At 71.9% G+C, this 21403-nt stretch carries 15 protein-coding genes; 10 read left to right on the plus strand and 5 right to left on the minus strand.

The annotated features are described in order from the left end of the window. The first annotated feature begins 15 nt into the window (after nt 1-15). From EF387_RS23010 to EF387_RS23050, 9 genes are all read left to right on the plus strand, one after another. Nucleotides 16-1002 carry an ABC transporter permease gene (locus EF387_RS23010; RefSeq protein ID WP_128378479.1) on the plus strand — a complete coding sequence of 329 codons (987 nt, stop codon included), beginning with the start codon at nt 16-18 and terminating at the stop codon, nt 1000-1002. Next, nucleotides 1002-1904, plus strand: a complete 903-nt coding sequence (locus EF387_RS23015; RefSeq protein WP_128378480.1) for an ABC transporter permease — start codon at nt 1002-1004, stop codon at nt 1902-1904. The genes EF387_RS23010 and EF387_RS23015 overlap by 1 nt, the downstream gene beginning before the upstream one ends. Continuing rightward, nucleotides 1901-3730 carry an ABC transporter ATP-binding protein gene (locus EF387_RS23020; protein ID WP_128378481.1) on the plus strand — a complete coding sequence of 610 codons (1830 nt, stop codon included), beginning with the start codon at nt 1901-1903 and terminating at the stop codon, nt 3728-3730. Before EF387_RS23015 ends, EF387_RS23020 begins: the two co-directional genes overlap by 4 nt. An 88-nt stretch (nt 3731-3818) precedes the next feature. Next, on the plus strand, nt 3819-4370 hold the full coding sequence (locus EF387_RS23025; protein WP_128378482.1) for a thioesterase family protein: 552 nt from the start codon (nt 3819-3821) through the stop codon (nt 4368-4370). A 218-nt stretch (nt 4371-4588) separates the two neighbouring features. Beyond that, nucleotides 4589-5749, plus strand: coding sequence for an acyl-CoA dehydrogenase family protein (locus tag EF387_RS23030; RefSeq protein WP_128378483.1), 1161 nt, complete (start codon nt 4589-4591; stop codon nt 5747-5749). Nucleotides 5750-5761: 12 nt separating this feature from the next. Then, complete coding sequence (locus tag EF387_RS23035) at nt 5762-8002, plus strand: acetate--CoA ligase family protein (RefSeq protein ID WP_128378484.1); 2241 nt, start codon at nt 5762-5764, stop codon at nt 8000-8002. Further along, nucleotides 7999-8811, plus strand: a complete 813-nt coding sequence (locus EF387_RS23040; RefSeq protein WP_128378485.1) for an enoyl-CoA hydratase-related protein — start codon at nt 7999-8001, stop codon at nt 8809-8811. The genes EF387_RS23035 and EF387_RS23040 overlap by 4 nt, the downstream gene beginning before the upstream one ends. A 105-nt stretch (nt 8812-8916) precedes the next feature. Beyond that, complete coding sequence (locus tag EF387_RS23045) at nt 8917-12600, plus strand: hydantoinase B/oxoprolinase family protein (RefSeq protein ID WP_128378486.1); 3684 nt, start codon at nt 8917-8919, stop codon at nt 12598-12600. Then, nucleotides 12581-13186 (plus strand): GTP-binding protein, encoded by a 606-nt coding sequence (locus EF387_RS23050; RefSeq protein WP_128378487.1) that lies wholly within the window; start codon nt 12581-12583, stop codon nt 13184-13186. The genes EF387_RS23045 and EF387_RS23050 overlap by 20 nt, the downstream gene beginning before the upstream one ends. A gap of 97 nt (nt 13187-13283) precedes the next feature. On the opposite strand, the gene glpK is transcribed toward EF387_RS23050, so the two are convergent. From glpK to EF387_RS23070, 4 genes are all read right to left on the minus strand, one after another. After that, a complete protein-coding gene (gene glpK, locus EF387_RS23055) occupies nt 13284-14804 on the minus strand; it encodes a glycerol kinase GlpK (RefSeq protein WP_128378488.1) in 1521 nt (506 codons plus the stop codon). Between the two features lie 33 nt (nt 14805-14837). Then, nucleotides 14838-15635, minus strand: a complete 798-nt coding sequence (locus EF387_RS23060; RefSeq protein WP_128378489.1) for an MIP/aquaporin family protein — start codon at nt 15633-15635, stop codon at nt 14838-14840. 684 nt (nt 15636-16319) lie between these two features. Continuing rightward, complete coding sequence (locus EF387_RS23065) at nt 16320-17510, minus strand: lipid-transfer protein (RefSeq protein WP_128378490.1); 1191 nt, start codon at nt 17508-17510, stop codon at nt 16320-16322. Then, a complete protein-coding gene (locus tag EF387_RS23070) occupies nt 17507-17932 on the minus strand; it encodes a Zn-ribbon domain-containing OB-fold protein (protein WP_128378593.1) in 426 nt (141 codons plus the stop codon). The genes EF387_RS23065 and EF387_RS23070 overlap by 4 nt, the downstream gene beginning before the upstream one ends. Nucleotides 17933-18169: 237 nt before the next feature. On the opposite strand from EF387_RS23070, the gene EF387_RS23075 reads away from it, so the two are divergent. Continuing rightward, nucleotides 18170-18706 carry an NUDIX domain-containing protein gene (locus tag EF387_RS23075; protein WP_128378491.1) on the plus strand — a complete coding sequence of 179 codons (537 nt, stop codon included), beginning with the start codon at nt 18170-18172 and terminating at the stop codon, nt 18704-18706. 279 nt (nt 18707-18985) lie between these two features. Here the strand turns inward: EF387_RS23075 and EF387_RS23080 are convergent, their stop codons facing one another. Then, nucleotides 18986-21346, minus strand: coding sequence for a glycoside hydrolase family 31 protein (locus EF387_RS23080; protein WP_128378492.1), 2361 nt, complete (start codon nt 21344-21346; stop codon nt 18986-18988). Nucleotides 21347-21403 lie beyond the last annotated feature (57 nt).

The following is a 21403-nucleotide window of genomic DNA, read 5'->3' on the forward strand; positions in this document are numbered from 1 at the left end:
GTACCCGCGACGATCATGTCCCGTCGTCGTGAGGCACGCCCCGCCGTACGCGCATGGACGCGCTGGCTGCTGCGCCGCATCGGCCTCGCCCTGATCACCCTCTGGCTGATCTCCCTCCTCGTCTTCGCCGCCACCCACTTCCTGGGCGACCCCGCCCGGGCCATCCTCGGCCGGTCCGCAACCCCGGAACGCCTCGCCGCCCTGCGCACCGAACTCGGCCTCGACCGGTCCGCCGTCCGCCAGTACGTGTCGTGGCTCGGCGGCGTCCTCACCGGCGACTTCGGTACCTCCCTGGCGACAAAGGGCCCGGTCTCCGCGCTGATCGGCGGGAAGATCGTCAACAGTACGGTCCTGGTCGCCGTCTCCGCCGTGATCATCGCCCCGGTCTCGGCGGTGATCGCCCTCGTCTCCGCCCGCCGCCGTGACAGCGCCACGGACAACGTCCTCCAGGTCGCCCTGCTCACCACGGCCGCGCTCCCGGAGTTCGTCATCGGCATCCTCCTGGTCACGCTCTTCTCCACCGTGGTGCTCACCTGGCTGCCCTCCGTGGCCGTCTCCTGGACCGGCAGCCCCTGGACCGACCCCGTCGTCATGATCCTGCCGGTCGCCACCCTCGCCCTGGCCGTCGTCCCGTACGTCGCCCGCATCCTCCGCGCGAGCCTCATCGAGGTACTGGAGAGCGATTACGTGGACATGGCGCGACTCAAGGGCGTACCCGAATGGTCGGCCGTCGCCCGGCACGCGCTCGGCAACGCCGTCGTCCCCGCCATCCAGGTGATGGCCCTCCAACTGGCCTGGCTCGCCGGGGGAGTCGTGGTCGTCGAGAGCCTCTTCCTCTACCCCGGCATCGGCACCGCTCTCGTCGACGCGGTGCGCAACCGGGACGTCCCGGTGATCCAGGCCTTGGCCCTGCTGATCGCCGCCGTCTACGTCGTGGTCAACCTGATCGCGGACGTCCTGACCATTCTGGTGACGCCCAAGCTCCGGACGGGGGTGCGGTGATGGCCGTCTTCGAGGTACCACGCAAGGCGACGGCCGGGATCGCGGCCGCGCCGGCCGCCCGGCGCCCCAGGCTGCGCGGCGCACTGGCCTCCGGCCGGACCTGGGTCGGCGGAGCGCTCACCACCCTCGTCACGGGTGTCGCCTTCCTCGGCCCGTTCCTCGCCCCGCACGGCGAGAACGACATCGTCGGCGCCCCGTACTCGGACTCCGCCCCCGCCACCCTCCTGGGCACCGACTACCTGGGCCAGGACGTCTGGAGCCGGCTCCTCGCGGGCGGCACCTGGGTCGTCGTCACCGCGGTCCTCGCCACCCTGCTCGGCATGGTCCTGGGCGTCGCGGCCGGTCTCGCCGCCGGATACGCCAGGGGCTGGGCCGACGAGGTCATCATGCGGGTCTGCGACGTCATCCTCGCCTTTCCGCAGATCGTGCTCGTGCTGGTGCTGCTGTCGGTGGCGGGCCCGGAACGCTGGCTGGTCGTGGTCGTCGTCGGCGTCTCCCACGCGCCGCGCGTCGCCCGCCTCACCCGCGGCATGACGACGGGACTCGCCACCCGCGAGTTCGTCCAGTCCGCCGAGACGCTCGGCGAGAGCCGCACCCGCATCCTGCTGCGTGAACTCCTCCCCAACATGTCCGCGCCCCTCCTCGCCGAACTCGGGCTGCGCCTGACGTACTCCGTCGGACTCGTGGCCTCCATCGGCTTCCTCGGCTTCGCCTCCGACCCCAGCGCCGCCGACTGGGGACTGATGATCAACGAGAACCGGCTGGCGCTCGCCGTACAGCCCTGGGCGATCCTCGCCCCCGTCCTCGCCATCGCGGTGCTCGCCCTGGGCACCAACCTCATCGCCGACGGGATCTCCCGGGCGGCCGCCGGAGCCGACCACACCGAGGGAGCGAGCTCATGAGCGTCACGAAGACCCCGCTCCCCGCCTGTTCGGTCACCGGACTGCGGGTCGTCCTCGGCCGCGGCGGACCCGACGTCGTCGACGACATCGCCTTCGACGTCGCCGAGGGCGAGATCCTCGCCCTGGTGGGCGAGTCCGGCAGCGGGAAGACCACCCTGGCCACCGCCCTGCTCGCGCACACCCGGCGCGGCGCCCGCATCGACGCCGGGACCGTCGTTCTCGACGGCCGCGACCTGCTCGCCGCAACCCCCGCTGAGGTCAGGAAGCGGCGCGGCTCCGAGGTCGCCTACGTACCCCAGGACCCCTCGGCGTCCCTGAACCCCGTGATGCGGATCGGCCGCCAGATCCGCGAGGTGCTCGACGTCCACCACGCCGGCACACCCGCCGAACGCACGGCCCGGGTCCGGCAGGTACTCGCCGAGGTCGCCCTGCCCGACGACGACGAGTTCCTGCGCCGCTACCCCCACCAGCTCTCCGGGGGCCAGCTGCAACGCGTCGCCCTCGCCATGGCGTTCACCCTCCGGCCGAGGGTGCTGGTCCTGGACGAGCCGACCACCGGACTCGACGTCACCACCCAGGCCCATGTCCTCGCCACCGTCCGCGACCTGTGCGCGCGGCACGCCGTGGCCGCCGTGTACGTCACCCACGACCTCGCGGTGGTCGCCGAGTTCGCCCACCGGGTCGCGGTGATGTACGCGGGCCGGATAGTCGAGACCGGCCCTCGCGAGCGGATCTTCCGGGCCCCGGCCCACCCCTACACCCGCGCCCTGCTCGCGGCGGTCCCCAGCGTCACCGAACCCCGTGTCCTCGAGGGCATCCCCGGCAGCGCCCCCTCGCCCGGCCGCCGTCCTTCCGGCTGCCGCTTCCACGACCGTTGCGCGTTCCGCGAACCGGAGTGCACGGACGCGGAGCCGGCGCTGGTCACGATCGACGACTCCGAGGTGCTGGCCCGCTGCCGCCGCGCCGGCCACGTCCGCGCCCAGCCCCTGGGCTTCACCGTGGCCTCCCCCGACGGTTCCGCCGGTTCCGCGCAGCGGCCCGAACCGGTGCTCCGCGTACGGGACCTCTCCGCCCGCTACGGCTCCCGGCCGATCCTGCACGGACTGGACCTGGAGGTCGGCCGCAACGAATGCGTGGCCGTCGTCGGGGAGTCCGGAAGCGGCAAGTCGACGCTGTCCCGGTGCATCGGCGGACTGCACGAGGAGTTCGACGGAACCATCACCTTCCGTGGGGAAACGCTGCCACCCGGAGCTCGACGGCGCAGCCGTGAGATGCGCAAGGCGGTCCAGTACGTCTTCCAGAACCCTTATCTCGCCCTGAACCCCCGGATGACGGTGGGGCAGATCATCCGCCGGCCGCTGGAACTGTTCGGCCTGGCGCGGGGCGCGGACGCCACCCGGCGCGTGCACGAACTGCTCGGCCAGGTGATGCTCCCGCCCGCCCTGCACGACCTGCGGCCGGAGCGGCTCTCGGGCGGCGAACGCCAGCGGGTCGCCATCGCCCGGGCCCTGGCCTGCGAGCCCGAACTGCTGATCTGCGACGAGGTGACGTCCGCGCTCGACGTCTCCGTGCAGGCGTCGATCGTGACGCTGTTGCAGGAACTGCGGGAGAGCCGCGGGCTGTCGATGCTGTTCGTCACCCACAATCTCGCGCTGGTGCGTTCGCTGGCGACCCGCGTCGCCGTGCTCTCGGACGGCCGGATCGTCGAGGAGGGGGAGACGGCGGAGGTCCTGGACCGGCCGGCGGCGGCCTACACGCGGCGGTTGCTGAAGGACACGCCGGGGCACGGCTCCGAGCTCCGCCACGGAGGGCACGAAAGCCGATGACCATCGTCCTCCCGTCCGCGGCCGGTCTCCTCCGGGAGCCTCGGCGCCACCGCCCGGTCCGACCGGCGAGCACCGAGGCGGTGCGGCCATGAGCCACGGCATCGTCACCCCTTACGAGGGCCGGGGTCACGGCGGCTGGGACCCCAAGGCCCCGATCCCGGCTCCGCTGGACCTGCACCGCACCACGGTCGCCCGGGCGTGGGTGGACTACAACGGTCACCTCAGCGAGTCCTGCTTCCTGCTGATCTTCGGCGACGGATCCGACGCCTTCTTCCGCTGGGTCGGCGTGGACGAGGCCTACCGTGCCGCGGGGCACTCCCTCTACACGGCCGAGACCCATCTGCGTCACCTCGGTGAGGCGAGCGAGGGGGACCCCTTGCGGCTCACGCTTCGGCTCCTCGACGCCGACGAGAAGCGACTGCACCTCTTCCACGCGATGTACCACGAGAACTCCGGGGCGCTGCTCGCCACGGCTGAGCAGATGCTCCTGCACGTCGACACGAAGGCCGGACGCGTGTCGCCCTTCCCACCGGAACTCGCCCGACGCCTGCGCTCCGTGAAGGCGGCCCACGCACAACTGCCGGTACCGGAGGCGGTGGGCCACGTCATGGGCATCCCACGCCGACAGCCCTCGTCCTAGGACGGTCCGGAGTTCGCCGCCTGCGACGCGGCGTTCGGCACGCACGCTCGCCGCACGGCGCCGCAGGACTGGTGTGTCCGCCCACAGGACCCGAGACGCCGCTCGCCGCTCGCACACACCGAACGCCGCTCGCCGCTCGCCGCTCGCACACACCGAACGCCGCGTCGCCGCGCTTCGCACGGACGACGGGAAACTCCGGACAGGCCCCAGGAGAACCCATGGACTTCGGACTCACCCCCGAACAGGACCTCGTCGTCGACACCGTCCGTGCCTTCGTCGAGAACGAACTCCACCCGTACGAGGACGAGGTCGAACGCCTCGACGACGTCCCCGCCGAACTGGCCGCCCAGATCCGTAAGAAGGCCATCGACGCCGGGCTGTACGCCGCCAACATGCCCGAAGAACTCGGCGGCGGTGGACTCGACCCGATCTCGCTCACCCTCGCCGAACGCGAACTCGGGCGCGCCTCCTACGCGTTGCAGATGCTGGTCGCCCGCCCCAGCAACATCCTCCAGGGCTGTGCCGGCGACCAGATCGAGACCTACCTCCTGCCCACGGTCCGCGGCGAACGCCACGACTGCCTCGCCATGACCGAACCCGGCGCCGGCTCGGACGTGCGGTCCATGCGCACCCACGCCCGGCGCTCGGGCGGTGACTGGGTGATCAACGGCACCAAGCACTTCATCAGCCACGCCGACACCGCCGACTTCGTCATCCTCTTCGCGGTCACCGGAACCGACGACGGCCCGCGCGGGCCGCGCAACCGCATCAGTGCCTTCCTCGTCGACAAGGGAACCCCCGGCCTCGACGTGCGCCGCGGCTCCGGCTGTGTCTCGCACCGCGGCTACCACCAGTGCGAACTCTCCTTCGCGGACTGCCGGATCCCGGCGGACCGGCTGCTCGGCGAGGAGGGCATGGGTTTCGAGCTGATGGGGGAGTGGCTGGGAGCCAGCCGGCTCACCGTCGCCGCCACCAGCGTCGGCCGCGGACGACGCGTCCTGGAATCCACCGTGCGCTGGGCAGCCGAACGCGAGCAGTTCGGCCGGCCGATCGGCCGGTTCCAGGGCACCGGGTTCAAACTCGCCGACATGGCCACCGACCTGGAGGCAGCCGAGCTGCTCACCCTGCTGGCGGCCTGGAAGCTGAGCCGCGGCAGGATGACCGATCAGGACGCCGCCATGGCCAAGCTGCACGCCTCAGAGGCCCTCGGCCGCATCACCGACCACGCCGTCCAGATCTGCGGCGGCATGGGCCTGATGCAGGAACTCTCCATCGAACGCCACTGGCGCGACGCCCGCGTGGAACGCATCTGGGACGGCACCAGTGAGATCCAACGCCACATCATCTCGCGGGCATTGCTGCGCCCGCACGGGGCCTGAGGAGTCCCGGCGATGACCTCGGTCACCCCAGGCACGGAGACCACCACTGCCGCCGCCTCTGCTGCTGTCACCGCCACTGCCGCCGTCGCCACTGCCGCCGCGGCTGCCGAGCGGGATGCCGGCCCCGCCGCCCGCTCCCGCAACCTCCGCCGCCTCCTCGCCCCCCGCCACATCGCCGTCTTCGGCGGCCGGCACGCCGCCGAAGTGGTGCGCCAGTGCCGGCGCATCGGCTTCGGCGGCGCGATCTGGCCCGTACACCCCACCCGCCGCACGATCGAGGGACTGCCCTGCTACCCCGACGCCGCCGCCCTGCCCGAGCCGCCCGACGCCGGCTTCGTCGCCGTACCGCGCGAGCCGACCGTCGACGTCGTCGCGGCCCTCGCCCACCGCGGCGCCGGCGGAGCGGTCTGCTACGCGTCCGGGTTCGCGGAGGCGGGCGGCCCCGGCGTCGCGCTCCAGCGGCAACTCGTCGCGGCGGCAGGGGAGATGGCGGTCATCGGCCCCAACTGTCACGGCATACTCAACTACCTGGACGGCGCCGCGCTCTGGCCGGACCGGCACGGCGGCGTCCGCACGGAACGCGGCCCCGCGATCATCACTCAGAGCGGCAACATCGGCCTCAACCTCACCATGCAACGTCGCTCGCTGCCGCTGTCGTACCTCATCACCGTGGGCAACGGCGCGGCTCTCGGGCTCCACGAGATCGTCGAGGGGCTGCTCGACGACCCACGGGTCAGCGCGATCGGACTGCACATCGAGGGCCTGGACGACGTCGCGGGCTTCTCCCGGGTCGCGCTGAAGGCCCTGCACCGGCGCGTTCCGCTGGTCGCGCTCAAGGCGGGCAGCTCGCCGCAGGGCGCCCGGGCCGCACTGAGCCACACCAGCTCGCTCACCGGTTCGGACGCGTTGTACGACGTACTCTTCCGGCGGCTGGGCGTGGCCAGGGTCCGGGACCTGCCGGGCCTGCTGGAGACGCTGAAGTTCCTGACCGTGCACGGCGCCCTGCCCGGCGCGAGAGTCGCGTCGATGAGCTGCTCCGGCGGCGAGGCGTCCCTGGTGGCGGATCTGGCGCAGCCGCGCGGACTGGTCCTGCCGGAGCTCCCGGACCACGTCGGCGCCCGGCTCCGCACCGTCCTGGGCGACCACGTCACCGTCGCCAACCCCCTCGACTACCACACCTACATCTGGGGCGACGGGCCCGCACTGACCGAGTGCTACGAGGCCGTACTGGGCGCCGAAGCGGACGCCCACCTACTGGTCCTCGACCTGCCGCGCACGGATTCCCCCGCGGACAACGACGACGGCACGGCATGGCGCGCGGCCGTGGAAGCGCTCGTGACTGCCCATCGCAGGGCGCCCGAACGCCGGGCGACATGCCTGGTCAGCTCGCTTCCCGAAGGTCTCCCGGAGGAGACGGGCGCACGGCTGCTGGCCGAGGGCATCGCCCCCATGCAGGGCCTCGGCGACTGCCTGGACGCCGTCGCGTCGGCCGCGGCCATCGGCGCCGCCCGGACCCGGGCCTCCGCCATGCGCCCGCTGACCGCCGTGCCACCGGCGAGTGCCGGCCGGACCCGCACCCTGGACGAGTGGCAGGGCAAACGTGCCCTCGCCGCCCGGGGGATCGCCGTCCCCGACGGAGCCCAGGCCCGCACCGCCGCCGAAGCGGTGGACCGCGCCCGTGAACTGGGCTTTCCCGTCGTCCTCAAAGCCGTCTCGACCACCCTCACCCACAAGACCGAGGCGGGAGCCGTACGCCTGAACCTCACGGACGCCGACCAGGTGCGCCACGCCGCCTCCGACATGCTTCTGCGCGGACTGCCGGAGCACTTCCTCGTCGAACGCATGGTGCGGGAACCCGTCGCGGAGCTGATCGTCGGAGTACACCGCGATCCCCAGTTCGGCCCGGCGCTGACCCTCGGCGCCGGAGGCATCCTGGTCGAACTGCTCCGCGACGCGTCGACCGTCCTCCTTCCGGCCTCCCGAGACGACATCCGCACCGCACTCGGCTCCCTGCGGATCCGGCCCCTCCTCGACGGCTTCCGCGGCCGGCCCCGAGGCGATGCCGAGGCGGTGATGGACGCGGTGGCCGCCATCGCGCAGTACGCCCATGACCACTCCGGCGACCTGCAGGAACTCGACGTCAACCCACTGCTCGTCCTCCCGGAGGGCTCCGGGGTCTGCGCCGCCGACGTACTGATCCGACTGTGCCGTCCGGCCGAGGAAGATCCGGCCGAGGAAGACCCAACCCCATGACTGACACCGCCCCCACCCCGCCCCCATCTCCCGCCGTCCACTGCACCACGGACGACGGCATCCTGGTCATCACCCTCGACCGGCCGAAGGCGAACGCCGTCGACGTCGCCACCAGCAGGGAGCTCTACGCGGCCTTCCACCGCCTGCACAGCGACCCGCAGCTGCGGGTCGGCATCATCACGGGCGCCGGCGAACGGTTCTTCTGCGCCGGGTGGGACCTGAAGGCCGCCGTGAACGGCGAGGCCGTCGACGCCGACCACGGCCCCGGCGGTTTCGCCGGACTGACCGAGTTCTTCGCCCTGGACAAGCCCGTCATCGCCGCCGTCAACGGTCTCGCGCTGGGCGGCGGTTTCGAGCTCGCCCTGGCCGCCGACCTGATCGTGGCCGCCGACCACGCCGAGTTCGCCCTCACCGAGGCGACGCTCGGTCTGGTCCCCGACTCCGGTGGCGCACTGCGGCTGCCCCGGCTCCTGCCCCGGGCGATCGCCACCGAACTGCTGCTCACCGGCCGCCGGCTGACCGCCCCCGAAGCCGCCCGCTGGGGACTGCTCAACCAGGTCGTCCCCGGCGAACGGCTCCGCACGACCGCACACGCCCTGGCCCGGCGGATCTGCCGGAGTGCGCCCCTCGCCGTGGCCGCCGTCAAGGAGATCGCCCGCGCCACCGAGGGGCAGAGCGTCGAGGACGCCTTCACCACCCTCCGCGGTCCCGGTCTGCCCCGCTACCGGGCCGTCCTCGACTCCGCGGACGCCCTGGAAGGCCCGCGCGCGTTCGCCGAGAAGCGCCGCCCGGTCTGGACGGGGCACTGAGCCGACCCTCCCGATATGATCTGACCGATCGTCGACCACCGATCTGCGGATGGTCACCATCACCGCAGACAGGGTCCTCAAAGGAGCGCGATCGGGGAGACGGACGTGACCACGGGCTGGCAGTTCTGGGTCGACCGCGGCGGCACTTTCACCGATGTCGTCGCGCGGCTCCCGGACGGCCGGATACTCACCCGCAAACTCCTCTCCGACAACCCGGCCCTCTCCCACTCCCGGCTCCGCCCGAACGGGGGGAGCCCCATCGCCGACGCCGCCGTCGAGGCCATCCGCGAACTCCTCGCCGAGGCGGGCGATCCGGTACCGGGCTCCGGCACACCCCTCCCGGTCGACTCCGTCCGCATGGGCACCACCGTCGCCACCAACGCCCTTCTCGAACGCAAGGGCGAACGCACCCTCCTCGTCATCACCCGGGGCTTCCGGGACGCCCTGCGCATCGCCTACCAGAACCGCCCGCACATCTTCGCCCGCCGCATCGACCTGCCCGAGCTGCTGTACGAACGGGTGGTGGAGGTCGACGAACGGATCGCCGCCGACGGCACCGTCCTCACCGCCCCCGACCTCGACGCCCTCGCCGGGCCCCTGCGCGAGGCCCACGACGCGGGGATCCGGGCGGTCGCCGTGGTCTGTATGCACAGCCACCTCCACCCCGCCCACGAGCGTGCCGTCGGCGAGCTCGCCGAACGCATCGGCTTCCCGCAGATCTCGCTCTCGAGCGAGGTCAGCCCCCTGATGAAGCTCGTCCCGCGCGGGGACACAGCCGTCGTCGACGCCTACCTCTCGCCCGTACTGCGCCGCTACATCCGGCACGTCGGGGACGCCCTGACGGGTGTCCGGCTGATGTTCATGCAGTCCAACGGTGGCCTGGCCGAAGCCGGGCAGTTCCGCGGCAAGGACGCCATCCTCTCCGGGCCCGCCGGCGGCATCGTCGGAATGGCCCGCATGTCCCAGCTCGCCGGCTTCGACCGCGTCATCGGCTTCGACATGGGCGGCACCTCCACCGACGTCTCGCACTTCGCGGGCGAGTACGAACGCGTCTTCACCACGCAGATCGCCGGAGTCCGGCTGCGCGCGCCCATGCTCGACATCCACACCGTGGCCGCCGGTGGCGGCTCGGTCCTGCACTTCGACGGCTCCCGCTACCGCGTAGGGCCGGACTCGGCGGGCGCGGACCCGGGGCCCGCCTGCTACCGGCGTGGCGGCCCGCTCACCGTCACCGACGCCAACGTCATGCTCGGGCGGATCCAACCCGCCCACTTCCCCCGCGTGTTCGGCCCCGACGGCGACCAGCACCTCGACGACACCCTGGTCCGCGACCGCTTCACCGCCCTCGCCCACGAGATCCGCGAGCAGACCGGCGACGACCGCACCCCCGAGCAGGTCGCCGAGGGCTACCTCCAGATCGCGGTCGCCAACATCGCGGGGGCCGTCAAGCGGATCTCGGTACAGAAGGGCCACGACATCACCCGCTACGCGCTCACCACTTTCGGCGGCGCGGGCGGCCAGCACGCGTGCATGGTCGCCGACTCGCTCGGCATCCGCACCGTCCTCGTGCCCCCCATGGCCGGTGTGCTGTCCGCCCTCGGCATCGGACTCGCCGACACCACCGCCATGCGCGAACAGTCCGTCGAGGCCCCACTGGAACCCGCCTCGATGCCCGCCGTCCGCAGGACCGCCGACGACCTCGAGGGCGCCGCCCGCGCCGAACTCCGCGCCGAGGACGTGCCCGAGGACCGCATCCGTGTCGTGCGCCGCGCCCAACTGCGCTACGACGGCACCGACACCGCCCTCACCGTGGAACTCGCTGAGCCCGACGCCATGCTCCGCGCCTTCGAAGACCGCCACCGCGCCACCTACTCCTTCACCCTCGACCGTCCGGTCGTCGTCGAAGCCCTCTCCGTGGAAGCCACCGGTCTCACCGAACCCCCCGATCTCTCCGCCCTCGCCCCACCCGCCTCAGCCCCCGCCGCCCCGGAGACCGTCCGCCTGCACACCGGCGGCTCCCGCCGCGACGTACCCCTCTTCCGCCGCGAGCTGCTGCCGCCCGGCGAGACCGTCACCGGACCCGCGATCATCACCGAGGCGAGCGCCACCACCGTCGTCGACGAGGGCTGGCGCGCCGCGATGAGCGACGACGGGCATCTGGTCATGGAACGTGTGGCGGTTACGGAGAGTTCCGAACTCGACACGGAAGCGGATCCCGTTCTCCTCGAGGTCTTCAACAACCTGTTCATGTCGATCGCCGAACAGATGGGCGCCCGGCTGGAGTCCACCGCCCAGTCCGTCAACATCAAGGAACGGCTGGACTTCTCCTGCGCCCTCTTCGACCCCGACGGAAACCTGGTCGCCAACGCCCCGCACATCCCCGTGCACCTGGGCTCCATGGGCACCAGCGTCAAGGAGGTCATCCGCCGCCGCGGCACCGGCATGCGCAGGGGAGACACCTACGCGGTCAACGACCCCTACCACGGCGGCACTCACCTCCCCGACGTCACCGTGATCACCCCGGTGTTCGACACGGAGGGTGAGCGGGTCCTGTTCTACGTCGCCTCCCGCGGCCACCACGCGGAGATCGGCGGCATCGCCCCCGGATCCATGCCCGCGGACAGCCGCACCATCGACGAGGAGGGCGTCCTCTTCGACAACTGGCTGCTCGCCGAGAACGGCCGCTTCCGCGAGGAGGAGACACTCCGGCAGCTCACCGGGGCGCCCCACCCCTCTCGCAACCCGAAGACCAACCTGGCCGACCTGCGCGCCCAGATCGCCGCCAACCAGAAGGGTGCCGACGAAGTCGCCCGGATGATCGAGAACTTCGGCCTCGACGTCGTCCAGGCGTACATGAAGCATGTGCAGGACAACGCGGAGGAAGCGGTCCGCCGCGTCATCGACGCCCTGGACGACGGCGAGTACGCCTACGAGACCGACTCGGGCGCCGTCATCCGCGTCCGGGTGCGCGTGGACCGCGAGAACCGCTCCGCCACGGTCGACTTCACCGGGACGTCCGCGCAGCTCGACACCAACTTCAACGCCCCCCTCTCCGTCGTCAACGCGGCCGTCCTGTACGTCTTCCGCACCCTCGTCGCCGACGACATCCCGCTCAACGACGGCTGTCTGCGCCCGCTGAAGATCGTCGTCCCGCCCGGCTCGATGCTCGCCCCCGAGCCACCGGCCGCCGTCGTCGCCGGAAACGTGGAGACCTCACAGGCCATCACGGGTGCCCTGTACGCGGCGCTGGGCGTGCAGGCCGAGGGCTCCGGAACCATGAACAACGTCACCTTCGGCAACGAACACCACCAGTACTACGAGACCGTCGCCTCCGGTTCCGGAGCGGGCGACGGCTTCCCCGGCGCACCCGTCGTCCAGACCCACATGACCAACTCCCGGCTCACCGACCCCGAGGTGCTGGAGTGGCGACTGCCCGTCCGGCTCGAGGAGTTCGCCGTGCGCCGGGGCAGCGGCGGTGCGGGACAATGGCCCGGCGGGGACGGCGCGGTGCGCCGCATCCGGTTCCGTGAACCCATGACGGTCTCCACCCTCTCCCAGCACCGCCGGGTCCCGCCCTACGGTATGGCGGGGGGAGCCCCCGGAGCACTCGGTGCCAACCGCGTGGAACGCGCGGACGGCACGGTCACCCGGCTCGGCGGCAGTGATTCGGCCGACGTCGGCCCAGGCGACGTACTCGTCGTCGAAACCCCCGGCGGTGGCGGGTACGGCCCGTCACCGCGCACCACCACGGAAGCAGGAGAACAGATCGATGATCTTCGGGCGTTCTGATCGTGGCAAGGCTCCCCTCGAGCCCGTCACGCTGAAGATCCTCGTGGCCGGCGGTTTCGGCGTGGGCAAGACGACCCTCGTCGGCGCGGTCAGCGAGATCAAGCCGCTGCGCACCGAGGAACTGCTCACCGAGGCGGGCCGCCCGGTCGACGACATCAGCGGGGTGGAGGGCAAGCACACCACCACCGTTGCCATGGACTTCGGGCGCATCACGCTCCGCGAGGACCTGGTGCTGTACCTCTTCGGGACGCCCGGACAGGACCGCTTCTGGTTCCTGTGGGACGAGCTGGCCACCGGCGCCCTCGGTGCCGTCGTACTCGCCGACACCCGCCGCCTGGAGGACTGCTTCGCCGCGGTCGACTACTTCGAGCGGCGTTCCATACCCTTCATCGTGGGCGTCAACTGCTTCGACGGGGCCGCCCGTTACCCCGCCGAGGACGTCCGTCAGGCCCTCGACCTCGATCCCGGAGTCCCCGTCGTGCTCTGCGACGCACGGAAGAAGGAGTCCGCGAAGGAGGTCCTGATCCGCGTCGTCGAGCACGCCATGGCGTACGCGACGGACCGGCGCGCGACCGTCGGTACCTGAGCACCGGCCGGCCCGTACCCCCGCCGACCGGGGTACGGGCCGTGGTCGGTGCTCCTCAGTCGTCGTCCGTGGTCGGTGCTCCTCACTCGTCCGGTCGTCAGTGTTCGTGGTCCTCGACCCAGCCGAAGCTCTTCTCCACCGCCTTGTGCCAGTTGCGGTACTCCCGGTCGCGCATGGCGGGTTCCATCTGCGGAGTCCAGGTGACGTCCTCCTGCCAGTGCGACTTCAGCTCGTCGAGGTCGTTCCACACTCCGGTGGCGAGCCCGGCCGCGTACGCGGCGCCCAGGGATGTGGTCTCGGAGACCTTCGGCCGGGTCACCGGAACGTCGAGCACATCCGCCTGGTGCTGCATCAGCAGGTTGTTCTTGACCATGCCACCGTCGACCTTGAGGCTCGTGATGTGCACGCCGGAGTCCTGGTACATGGCGTCGACGACCTCACGGGTCTGCCAGCTCGTCGCCTCCAGCACAGCGCGCGCGAGATGCGCCTTGGTGACGTAGCGGGTGAGCCCGGTGATGACTCCGCGGGCGTCGGAGCGCCAGTACGGTGCGAACAGGCCCGAGAATGCCGGCACGATGTAGGCGCCGCCGTTGTCCTCGACGCTCGCCGCCAGCGGTTCGATCTCCTCGGCGGTACGGATGATGCCGAGCTGGTCACGGAACCACTGCACCAGGGCGCCCGTGATGGCGATCGCGCCCTCCAGGCAGTACACCGCCGCCTCTTCGCCGATCTTGTAGCCCATGGTGGTGAGCAGTCCGCTCTTCGACGGCACGGGCCGGTTGCCGGTGTTGAGCAGCAGGAAGCTGCCGGTTCCGTAGGTGTTCTTCGCCGTGCCGACGTCGTAGCAGGCCTGGCCGAACACCGCGGCCTGCTGGTCGCCCAGCGCCGAGGCGACGGGGACGCCCGCGAGCTGGCCCACGGCGGTCCCGTACACCTCCGAGGACGACTTGATCTCGGGGAGGATCGCTTCCGGGACGTTCATCGCGGACGCGATCGACGAGTCCCACTGCAGTGTCTCGAGGTTCATCAGCATGGTCCGGCCGGCGTTGGTGACGTCGGTGACGTGGCGCCCGCCGTCCGGGCCGCCGGTCAGGTTCCAGATGAGCCAGGAGTCGATCGTCCCGAAGGCGAGCTCGCCGCGCTCGGCCCGCTCCCGCAGCCCCGGCACGTTGTCGAGCAGCCAGGCCGCCTTCGGACCGGAGAAGTAGCTGGCCAGCGGCAGTCCGGTCTGTTCGCGGAAGCGGTCCTGGCCGTCGGTGCCACCCAGCTCGTTACAGAGTGCGGCGGTACGGGTGTCCTGCCAGACGATCGCGTTGTGCACCGGCTTGCCGGTGGCGCGGTCCCACAGGACCGTCGTCTCGCGCTGGTTGGTGATGCCCAGCGCGCTGAGCTGGTCGGCGCGCAGTCCGGCCTTGGCGAGGGCGCCGGCCACCACCGCCTGTACCTTCGACCAGATCTCGGTGGCGTCATGCTCCACCCAGCCCGGCTTGGGGAAGATCTGACGGTGCTCGCGCTGGTCGACGGCGACGATGGCGCCGTCCTGGTTGAAGATCATGCAGCGGCTGGAGGTCGTGCCCTGGTCGATTGCGGCGACGTACTTCTGGGTGGTGTCCGTCATGGCTACCCCTTGGTCGCTGGGTCGGTCGCTGGGTCAGAAGGCTGCGGTGTAGAGGAGACCCCCGAGGATTCCGCCGACCGCCGGCCCCACCACCGGGATCCAGGCGTACCCCCAGTCGGAGGTGCCCTTGTTCGGGATCGGCAGGAACTGGTGCACGATGCGCGGACCGAGGTCACGTGCCGGGTTGATCGCGTATCCGGTGGGGCCACCCAGGGAGAGGCCGATGCCGACGACCAGGAATGCGACCAGGAGGATCGCGATGCCGGAGCCGTAGATGCCGTCGGGCTGGCCCACAATCTGCCCGATGCCGATGCCCTCGACGTGCCTGTCGCTGCCGACCAGGGCCAGGAGCGGCAGCACCAGGGCGACGGTGGCGATGATCTCGGTCATCAGGTTGGCGACCGGGTTCCGGATCTCCGGGATGGTCGAGAAGATGCCGAGCGTCGGCACCGGTTCCTCCGCCGTGCCCTCCGTGGTCCCGCCCTTGCGGACGTTGGCCTGGAACTGGGCGAAGTAGACGAGGTACGCGAGGACGGCGCCGAGCATCGCCCCGACCATCTGTCCCAGCAGGTAGACCCAGACCTTGTCCCATACCTCCGTGTCGATCGCGAGCCCGAGGGTGACCGCCGGGTTGATGTGGCCGCCCGACAGCGGGGCGGCGGTGTACGCGCCGGCCAGGACGCCGAAACCCCAGCCGAACGCGATGACTATCCAGCCCGAGGCCCGGGCCTTCGAGAATCTGAGGGTGACCGCGGCGCAGACACCGGCGCCGAACAGGATCAGTATGGCGGTCCCTATGACCTCACCGAAGAAGATGTCTCCGTTGCTCATGGCGGCTCTCCTAGGCCCTCGCCCGGGACCTCTGCCCTGGTCGTCCGTGCCGTGCAGGTGTGCCGGTCACTTCGGCCCCGAGGCGGGACGGCCCGCGCCCCGCCCGACCTGGGTGACGAGCGTGCCGTTGCAGCCGAATCGCCCGTGGGGGACGGCCCTGAGAGCTGGCGGGGCCCGGAGTGGCGCAAGCCCGAGTGCGCCTTTGAGTGCGGCGATGCCGACTGACACCCGGAAGTGTTCACCGGCACTGAGGGGTCGTCAAGGTCGTGGACGGAAACGGTTGGAATGCGCGAAGGGGACATGACGGACTGCGGTGAACCGCGCTCGGCTGAGTGACGGATCACCACGAACCCGTACGACGGTTTACATATCGCATTTTACGTCGCCGAGGTGTACACCGCCTCCGGAGACGGGACCCTTCCCGGGCGCACACTCATGGGTGATGGCAGAGCGTCCCGTCGCGGAGTACTGCGCGCACGGAGGTGATCGGGCCGATCACGGTGCGTGTGCTTGCAGCCGCAGCCGCAGCCGCAGCCGCAGCCGCAGTCGCAGCGGCAGTTGGTCCACAGCTGGTAGTGCCACCGCCAGTCATCCGCAGGCGCGCCGCAGGAGCTTTGCGCAGCCCGCGCGGCTGCGTCGCGGCCCGCCTGGAGCGAACGCCGGCGCCCGTCACCGTACGACGCGTCACCGTACGGCGATCACTGACGATCCGTGCCCGAACAGCCCCTGGTTCGCGGTGATCCCCACCCGGGCGCCCGGCACCTGCCGCTCACCGGCCTGCCCCCGCAGCTGCCACGTCAGCTCGCACACCTGGGCGATCGCCTGGGCCGGTACCGCCTCCCCGAAGGAGGCCAGCCCGCCGCTGGTGTTCACGGGTATCCGCCCGCCGGGCCCCGTCGCGCCCTCCCGCAGCAGCTTCGCCGCCTCGCCCTCCCCGCACAGTCCCAGGTCCTCGTACCACTGCAGTTCCAGCGCGGTGGAGAGGTCGTACACCTCGGCCAGGGAGAGGTCCTCGGGCCCGATGCCCGCCTCCTCGTACGCGGCCAGGGCGACCGAGGCGCGGAAGGTGTGGGCCGGGGGCTCAACGGACACCGCGGAGTCCGTCGCGATGTCCGGGAGATCCAGCACGGTGCTGGGGTAGCGGGGGGTCACGGTGGACACCGCCCGGATCCGTACGGGGTCCGCGGCGCCGTGCCGCCGCGCGAAGTCCATGCTGGACAGCACCAGCGCCGCCCCGCCGTCCGAGGTCGCGCAGATGTCCAGCAGTCGCAGTGGATCGGCGACCACCGCGGACTCCGCCACCTCCTCGGCGGTCACCCGCTTGCGGTAGCGGGCGTTCGGATTCAGCGCGCCCAGGGCGGCGTTCTTCACCTTGACCTGGGCGAAGTCCTCGAGTGTGTCTCCGTGGACCGCCATCCGGCGACGCGCGTACAGCCCGAAGTAGGCCGGGTTCGTCGCCCCGAGGACGCGGAAACGCAGCCAGTCCGGATCGTCGGGGCGCTCCCCGTCCGCCGGGCGGAAGAACCCCTTGGGCGCCGAGTCGGCACCCACCACCAGGACCACGTCGGCCAGCCCCGCGAGGATCTGCGCACGCGCCGTACCGATCGCCTGTGCCCCGGACGCGCAGGCCGCGTAGACGCTGGCTACCCGTGCACCCTGCCAGCCGAGGGCCCGGGCGAACGTCGCCCCGGCCACATACCCGGGGTATCCGCCGCGCACGGTGTCCGCCCCGACGACCGAGCCGACATCGCGCCACCCGATTCCGGCATCGGCCAGCGCCGCCCGCGCGGCCGCGACCCCGTACTCGACGAAGCCGCGCCCCCACTTGCCCCAGGGGTGCATGCCGGCACCGAGCACCGCCACCTCGCCCGTCATGCCGTCACCCCCGTCGGCCGCCAGTGCCACGTCGTCCAGGTCGCCTTCGCGTCCTCGTTGAGCACCCCCGGGACGGCCTCGACCTCCATGCCCACGGCCAGATCGTCCACCGTGACCCCGGGCACACCCTGTCCGAGCACCACGATCCGCTCCGCCGCGAGCTCCACGGCGATCAACGTGTACGGCTGCCACTCGACGTCCGGATCCGAGGCGTACGGCGCCGGTGGCCGGTATCGATTGTCCGTGTACGACCAGATCCGCCCGCGCCGGGACAACGGCACCTCCTTCAACGCGCCCCCGTCGCACCCCGGGTTGCGGCAGAAGGTGTCCTCTCTGGGGAAGAACACCGACGTGCACGCCGCGCAGCGCGTGCCGAGCAGCCGGAAATCGTCTCCTTCGCCCGCGAACCAGCCGGTCACCACCGGTGTGCGTGTGTGCGACAAGATCCCTCCACGGGCACTGGATCTGACGGAACGTCAGAAGTGTGCCACGGGCTCCGCGAAATCGGCAGTGCCCACCGAGAACCGCGCACGGCTCTGCGGCGTCGGAGTATCGAGAGGGGCGGCCGGGGCCCACGGGGGTGGTTCCGGCCGCCCCTCCTCGTGCGCGGTCCGACCACCCTGAAGACGTCCGTTCGATGATCGGATACAGTCCGCGGCGTGTCCGACTCTCAAGCCCGCCCCGTCGACCCGGTACCCGGCTCGCACTGCTCGAGCTGCGGGGCGCCCTACGGGGAAGACGTCTCCGGCTGGCCCCGTACCTGTGCCGCCTGCGGCACGGTGGCCTACCGCAACCCGCTCCCCGTCGCGGTCGCCCTGCAGCCCGTGTACGACACCCGGGGCACCGCCCTCGTCGTCATCACCAGAACCATCCCTCCCGGGCGCGGCAGCGCCGCCCTGCCCGGCGGCTACGTCGACCACCGGGAGGACTGGCGCCACGCCGTCGTCCGCGAGCTCCGGGAGGAGACCGGCATCGAGGCCGCGGCCCGCGACGTGCGGCTGGCCGACGCGATGAGCTCCCCTGACGGCCATCTGCTCCTGTTCGGGCTCCTCCCGGAGCGCCCGGCCGCCGAACTGCCGCCCTCGACGGCCACCGACGAGACCGACGGATGGCACCTGCTGCGCAGGCCGGCCGAACTCGCCTTCCCCCTGCACACCCTCGCCGTGCGCGCATGGTTCGAGGGACGGTACGTCTGACGCGGCACGAACCAGTGACCCGGGTGGCGGGGCCGGCCCAGGGCCCTTCCTGAGGAATCCGCAAGGCTTCAGCTGTGCCTAGTGCCTGACCGGAAAGGTTCACCGGCTCGCGACGCCCGGCACGGCTCCCCCCACGCTCGGCTTCGCTCGCGCGGGAGGGGCCACCACCGCCGCGTTGTCGCATCACCCGAGTACATCCAGTACGCGGGCGATGCTCCGCCTTGCGATGCACCGCACCGGACGCCGCGAGCTATCCGGCAAACCTTTCCGGCCACAGCACTAGCCGAGCCCCCGCACCCGCACCGGATACGACGGCGCCACCGCGCCGCCCTCCGCCTCCCGCTCGACGATCACCTGTCGGCCCTCCCAGCGGGACACATACCGTTCGACCTCCGGCTCGTCCCACCCGTCGCCCTTGTCCGGCATCAGGAGCCCACCCCCGGAACGCCCCCGACGGGGCGCCCACGCCTCCAGCTCCAGCCCGTCGTCCGCACCCCGCACCGGCAGCACCGCACCCGCGCGCGCGAGTACCGGGATCCGGGACAACGGGGCATCGACGAGCACCTGCCCGGGACCGTCGTACACCTGCTCCGTCACGGTGTCGTACCAGCGCCCGCGCGGCAGCTGCACCGCACGCCGGTCCGCGCCCGGACCCAGCACGGGGGCCACCAGCAGGGCATCACCCAGCAGGAAGGCGTCCTCGCAGTCCCGCAGCGCACGGTCCTCGGGAGCCCCCCACCACACCGGTCGCACATAGGGCGCTCCCGTCCGCCGGGCCAGATGCGCCAGCGTCATGAAGTACGGCAGCAACCGCCGGCGTTCGACGAGCGCCACGCGCGCGTGCCCGAGAACCTCGTCCCCGAACTCCCAGGGCTCCCGCCGCCCAGCGCGCAGCGCAGCATGGGTGCGGAACAGCGGCAGATACGCGGCCAGCTGCAACCAGCGCAGATACAGCTCCGGAGACGGACTCCCGTCGAAACCGCCCACATCGGGGCCCGAGTACGGGACCCCGCACAGCCCGAGACCCAGCACCAGGGACAGCGACGCCCGCAGCCCCGGCCAGCCCGTCGCCACATCCCCGGACCAGGTCCCTCCGTAGCGCTGCATCCCGGCCCACCCGGAACGCGAGAACAGAAACGGCCTCTCCTGGGGGACCAGCCTCCGCAGCCCCTCGTACCCCGCCCGCGCCATGCACAGCCCGTACACGTTGTGGGCCTCACGGTGGTCACCGCCCCGCCCCTCCAGGTCGTGCCGGGCCGAACGCGGCAGCGTGGACTCCCCGAAGGCCGTGAACGACACCGGTTCGTTCATGTCGTGCCAGAAACCCGCGAACCCCTGCGCGAGCCGTTCCGCGTACAGCCCACCCCACCACGCACGCACGCGCGCGTGCGTGAAGTCCGGATAGACCGACTCACCGGCCCACACGACACCCCGGGCGAGCCGCCCGGACGCCTCCCGAACGAACGCGTTCTCGGCCCTCCCGCCGTCGAACACGGCATTGCCGCGCTCCGCCTTCACCGCCGGATCGACGATCGAGACCAGACGGATCCCCTCCCGCCGCAAGTCCTCGGCCAGCGTCGGCAGTTTCGGGAAGCGCTCCTTGTCGACCGTGAACACCTGGTGCGCCTCGTAGTGGTCGATGTCCAGGTGGACCGCGTCCAGCGGCAGGCCGCGGACCCGGTAGCCGTCGACGATCCGCCGCACCTCCTGCTCGTCACCGAAGCCCCACCGCGCGTGGTGGTGGCCCAGCGCCCAGGCCGGCGGCAGCGCCGGCGCACCCGTCAGCGAGGCCCAGGTGTGCAGCACGCGCGCGGGCGGGCCCGCCATCAGCCAGCAGCGCAACGGACCGCCGTCCGCCCGGACTTCGCTCGTCCCCGGCCGGTCGTGCCCCGAACCGGCCCCCTCCTCGCCCTCCCGCAGCACCAGGGTGCCGTCCCAGGTGGTGTCGTAGAACGCCAGATGCGTCGCCGCGTCCGCCACCACCACCTGCACCGGCATGGTGATGTACAACGGATCGTCACCAGGCGCGAACGCCCGCCCGGGATCGGTGTTCCACAGCCGGTACGTCCCGTCCCGCAACCGCGGCCCCGACGCCCGACCGCCCAGACCGAAGAACCGCGCGTCCGCGGCCACCTCGGCGCGCTGCATCCAGCGCGCCGCGCCCCCACCGACCGGCTCCCACCACCGCGGCGGCAGCTCACGCCGCAGCGTCACACCCCCCGGAGTGCTCACCTCGACCGCGCCGTGCCGCGAGACGGCCACCGTGACCCGCTCCGCCACCACACGCCAGCCGCCGTCCGTGTCCGGCTCGAGCACGGCCCGCGGATCCGGCTCCGGACACCCGCCCGCCAGCGCGTACGACGGCTCCGCAGTGGCCCCGTCCCAGCCCCAGAAGACGGCACCGTTGACCGCGACCATGACGCGCAGTTCCGAACGGGCGAACCGCACGACACCGCCGCCCGGCCCCGGCTCCACGCCCCGCACCGCGCCGGGCACCCGGGCCCGCTCGGCTCCGCGCGCGGGAAGTCCGGCGGCGTCGGCGCGCCTTCTGCGCCAGGCGGCCCGCACCCGCATCAGCCCCTGCGCCGCCCCCGCCGAGCCGACCACCTTCACCGAACGCACCAGGTCACGACCGTCCATGCTGCTCACCCTGCCACCGCCCGCCCCGAAAGGGTGAGCCGTTCAACTGCCGTTCAC

It is taken from the genome of Streptomyces cavernae, assembly GCF_004023625.1.
GTDB lineage: Bacteria > Actinomycetota > Actinomycetes > Streptomycetales > Streptomycetaceae > Streptomyces > Streptomyces cavernae.

Bases quoted from the DNA above. Each gene is read 5' to 3' on its own strand.
- EF387_RS23025 (WP_128378482.1), top strand. From the start codon at position 3,819: ATGAGCCACGGCATCGTCACCCCTTACGAGGGCCGGGGTCACGGCGGC.
- EF387_RS23060 (WP_128378489.1), bottom strand. From the start codon at position 15,635: ATGAGCAACGGAGACATCTTCTTCGGTGAGGTCATAGGGACCGCCATA.
- EF387_RS23015 (WP_128378480.1), top strand. From the start codon at position 1,002: ATGGCCGTCTTCGAGGTACCACGCAAGGCGACGGCCGGGATCGCGGCC.
- EF387_RS23065 (WP_128378490.1), bottom strand. From the start codon at position 17,510: ATGACGGGCGAGGTGGCGGTGCTCGGTGCCGGCATGCACCCCTGGGGC.
- EF387_RS23080 (WP_128378492.1), bottom strand. From the start codon at position 21,346: ATGGACGGTCGTGACCTGGTGCGTTCGGTGAAGGTGGTCGGCTCGGCG.
- glpK (WP_128378488.1), bottom strand. From the start codon at position 14,804: ATGACGGACACCACCCAGAAGTACGTCGCCGCAATCGACCAGGGCACG.
- EF387_RS23035 (WP_128378484.1), top strand. From the start codon at position 5,762: ATGACCTCGGTCACCCCAGGCACGGAGACCACCACTGCCGCCGCCTCT.
- EF387_RS23010 (WP_128378479.1), top strand. From the start codon at position 16: ATGTCCCGTCGTCGTGAGGCACGCCCCGCCGTACGCGCATGGACGCGC.
- EF387_RS23020 (WP_128378481.1), top strand. From the start codon at position 1,901: ATGAGCGTCACGAAGACCCCGCTCCCCGCCTGTTCGGTCACCGGACTG.
- EF387_RS23050 (WP_128378487.1), top strand. From the start codon at position 12,581: ATGATCTTCGGGCGTTCTGATCGTGGCAAGGCTCCCCTCGAGCCCGTC.
- EF387_RS23040 (WP_128378485.1), top strand. From the start codon at position 7,999: ATGACTGACACCGCCCCCACCCCGCCCCCATCTCCCGCCGTCCACTGC.
- EF387_RS23030 (WP_128378483.1), top strand. From the start codon at position 4,589: ATGGACTTCGGACTCACCCCCGAACAGGACCTCGTCGTCGACACCGTC.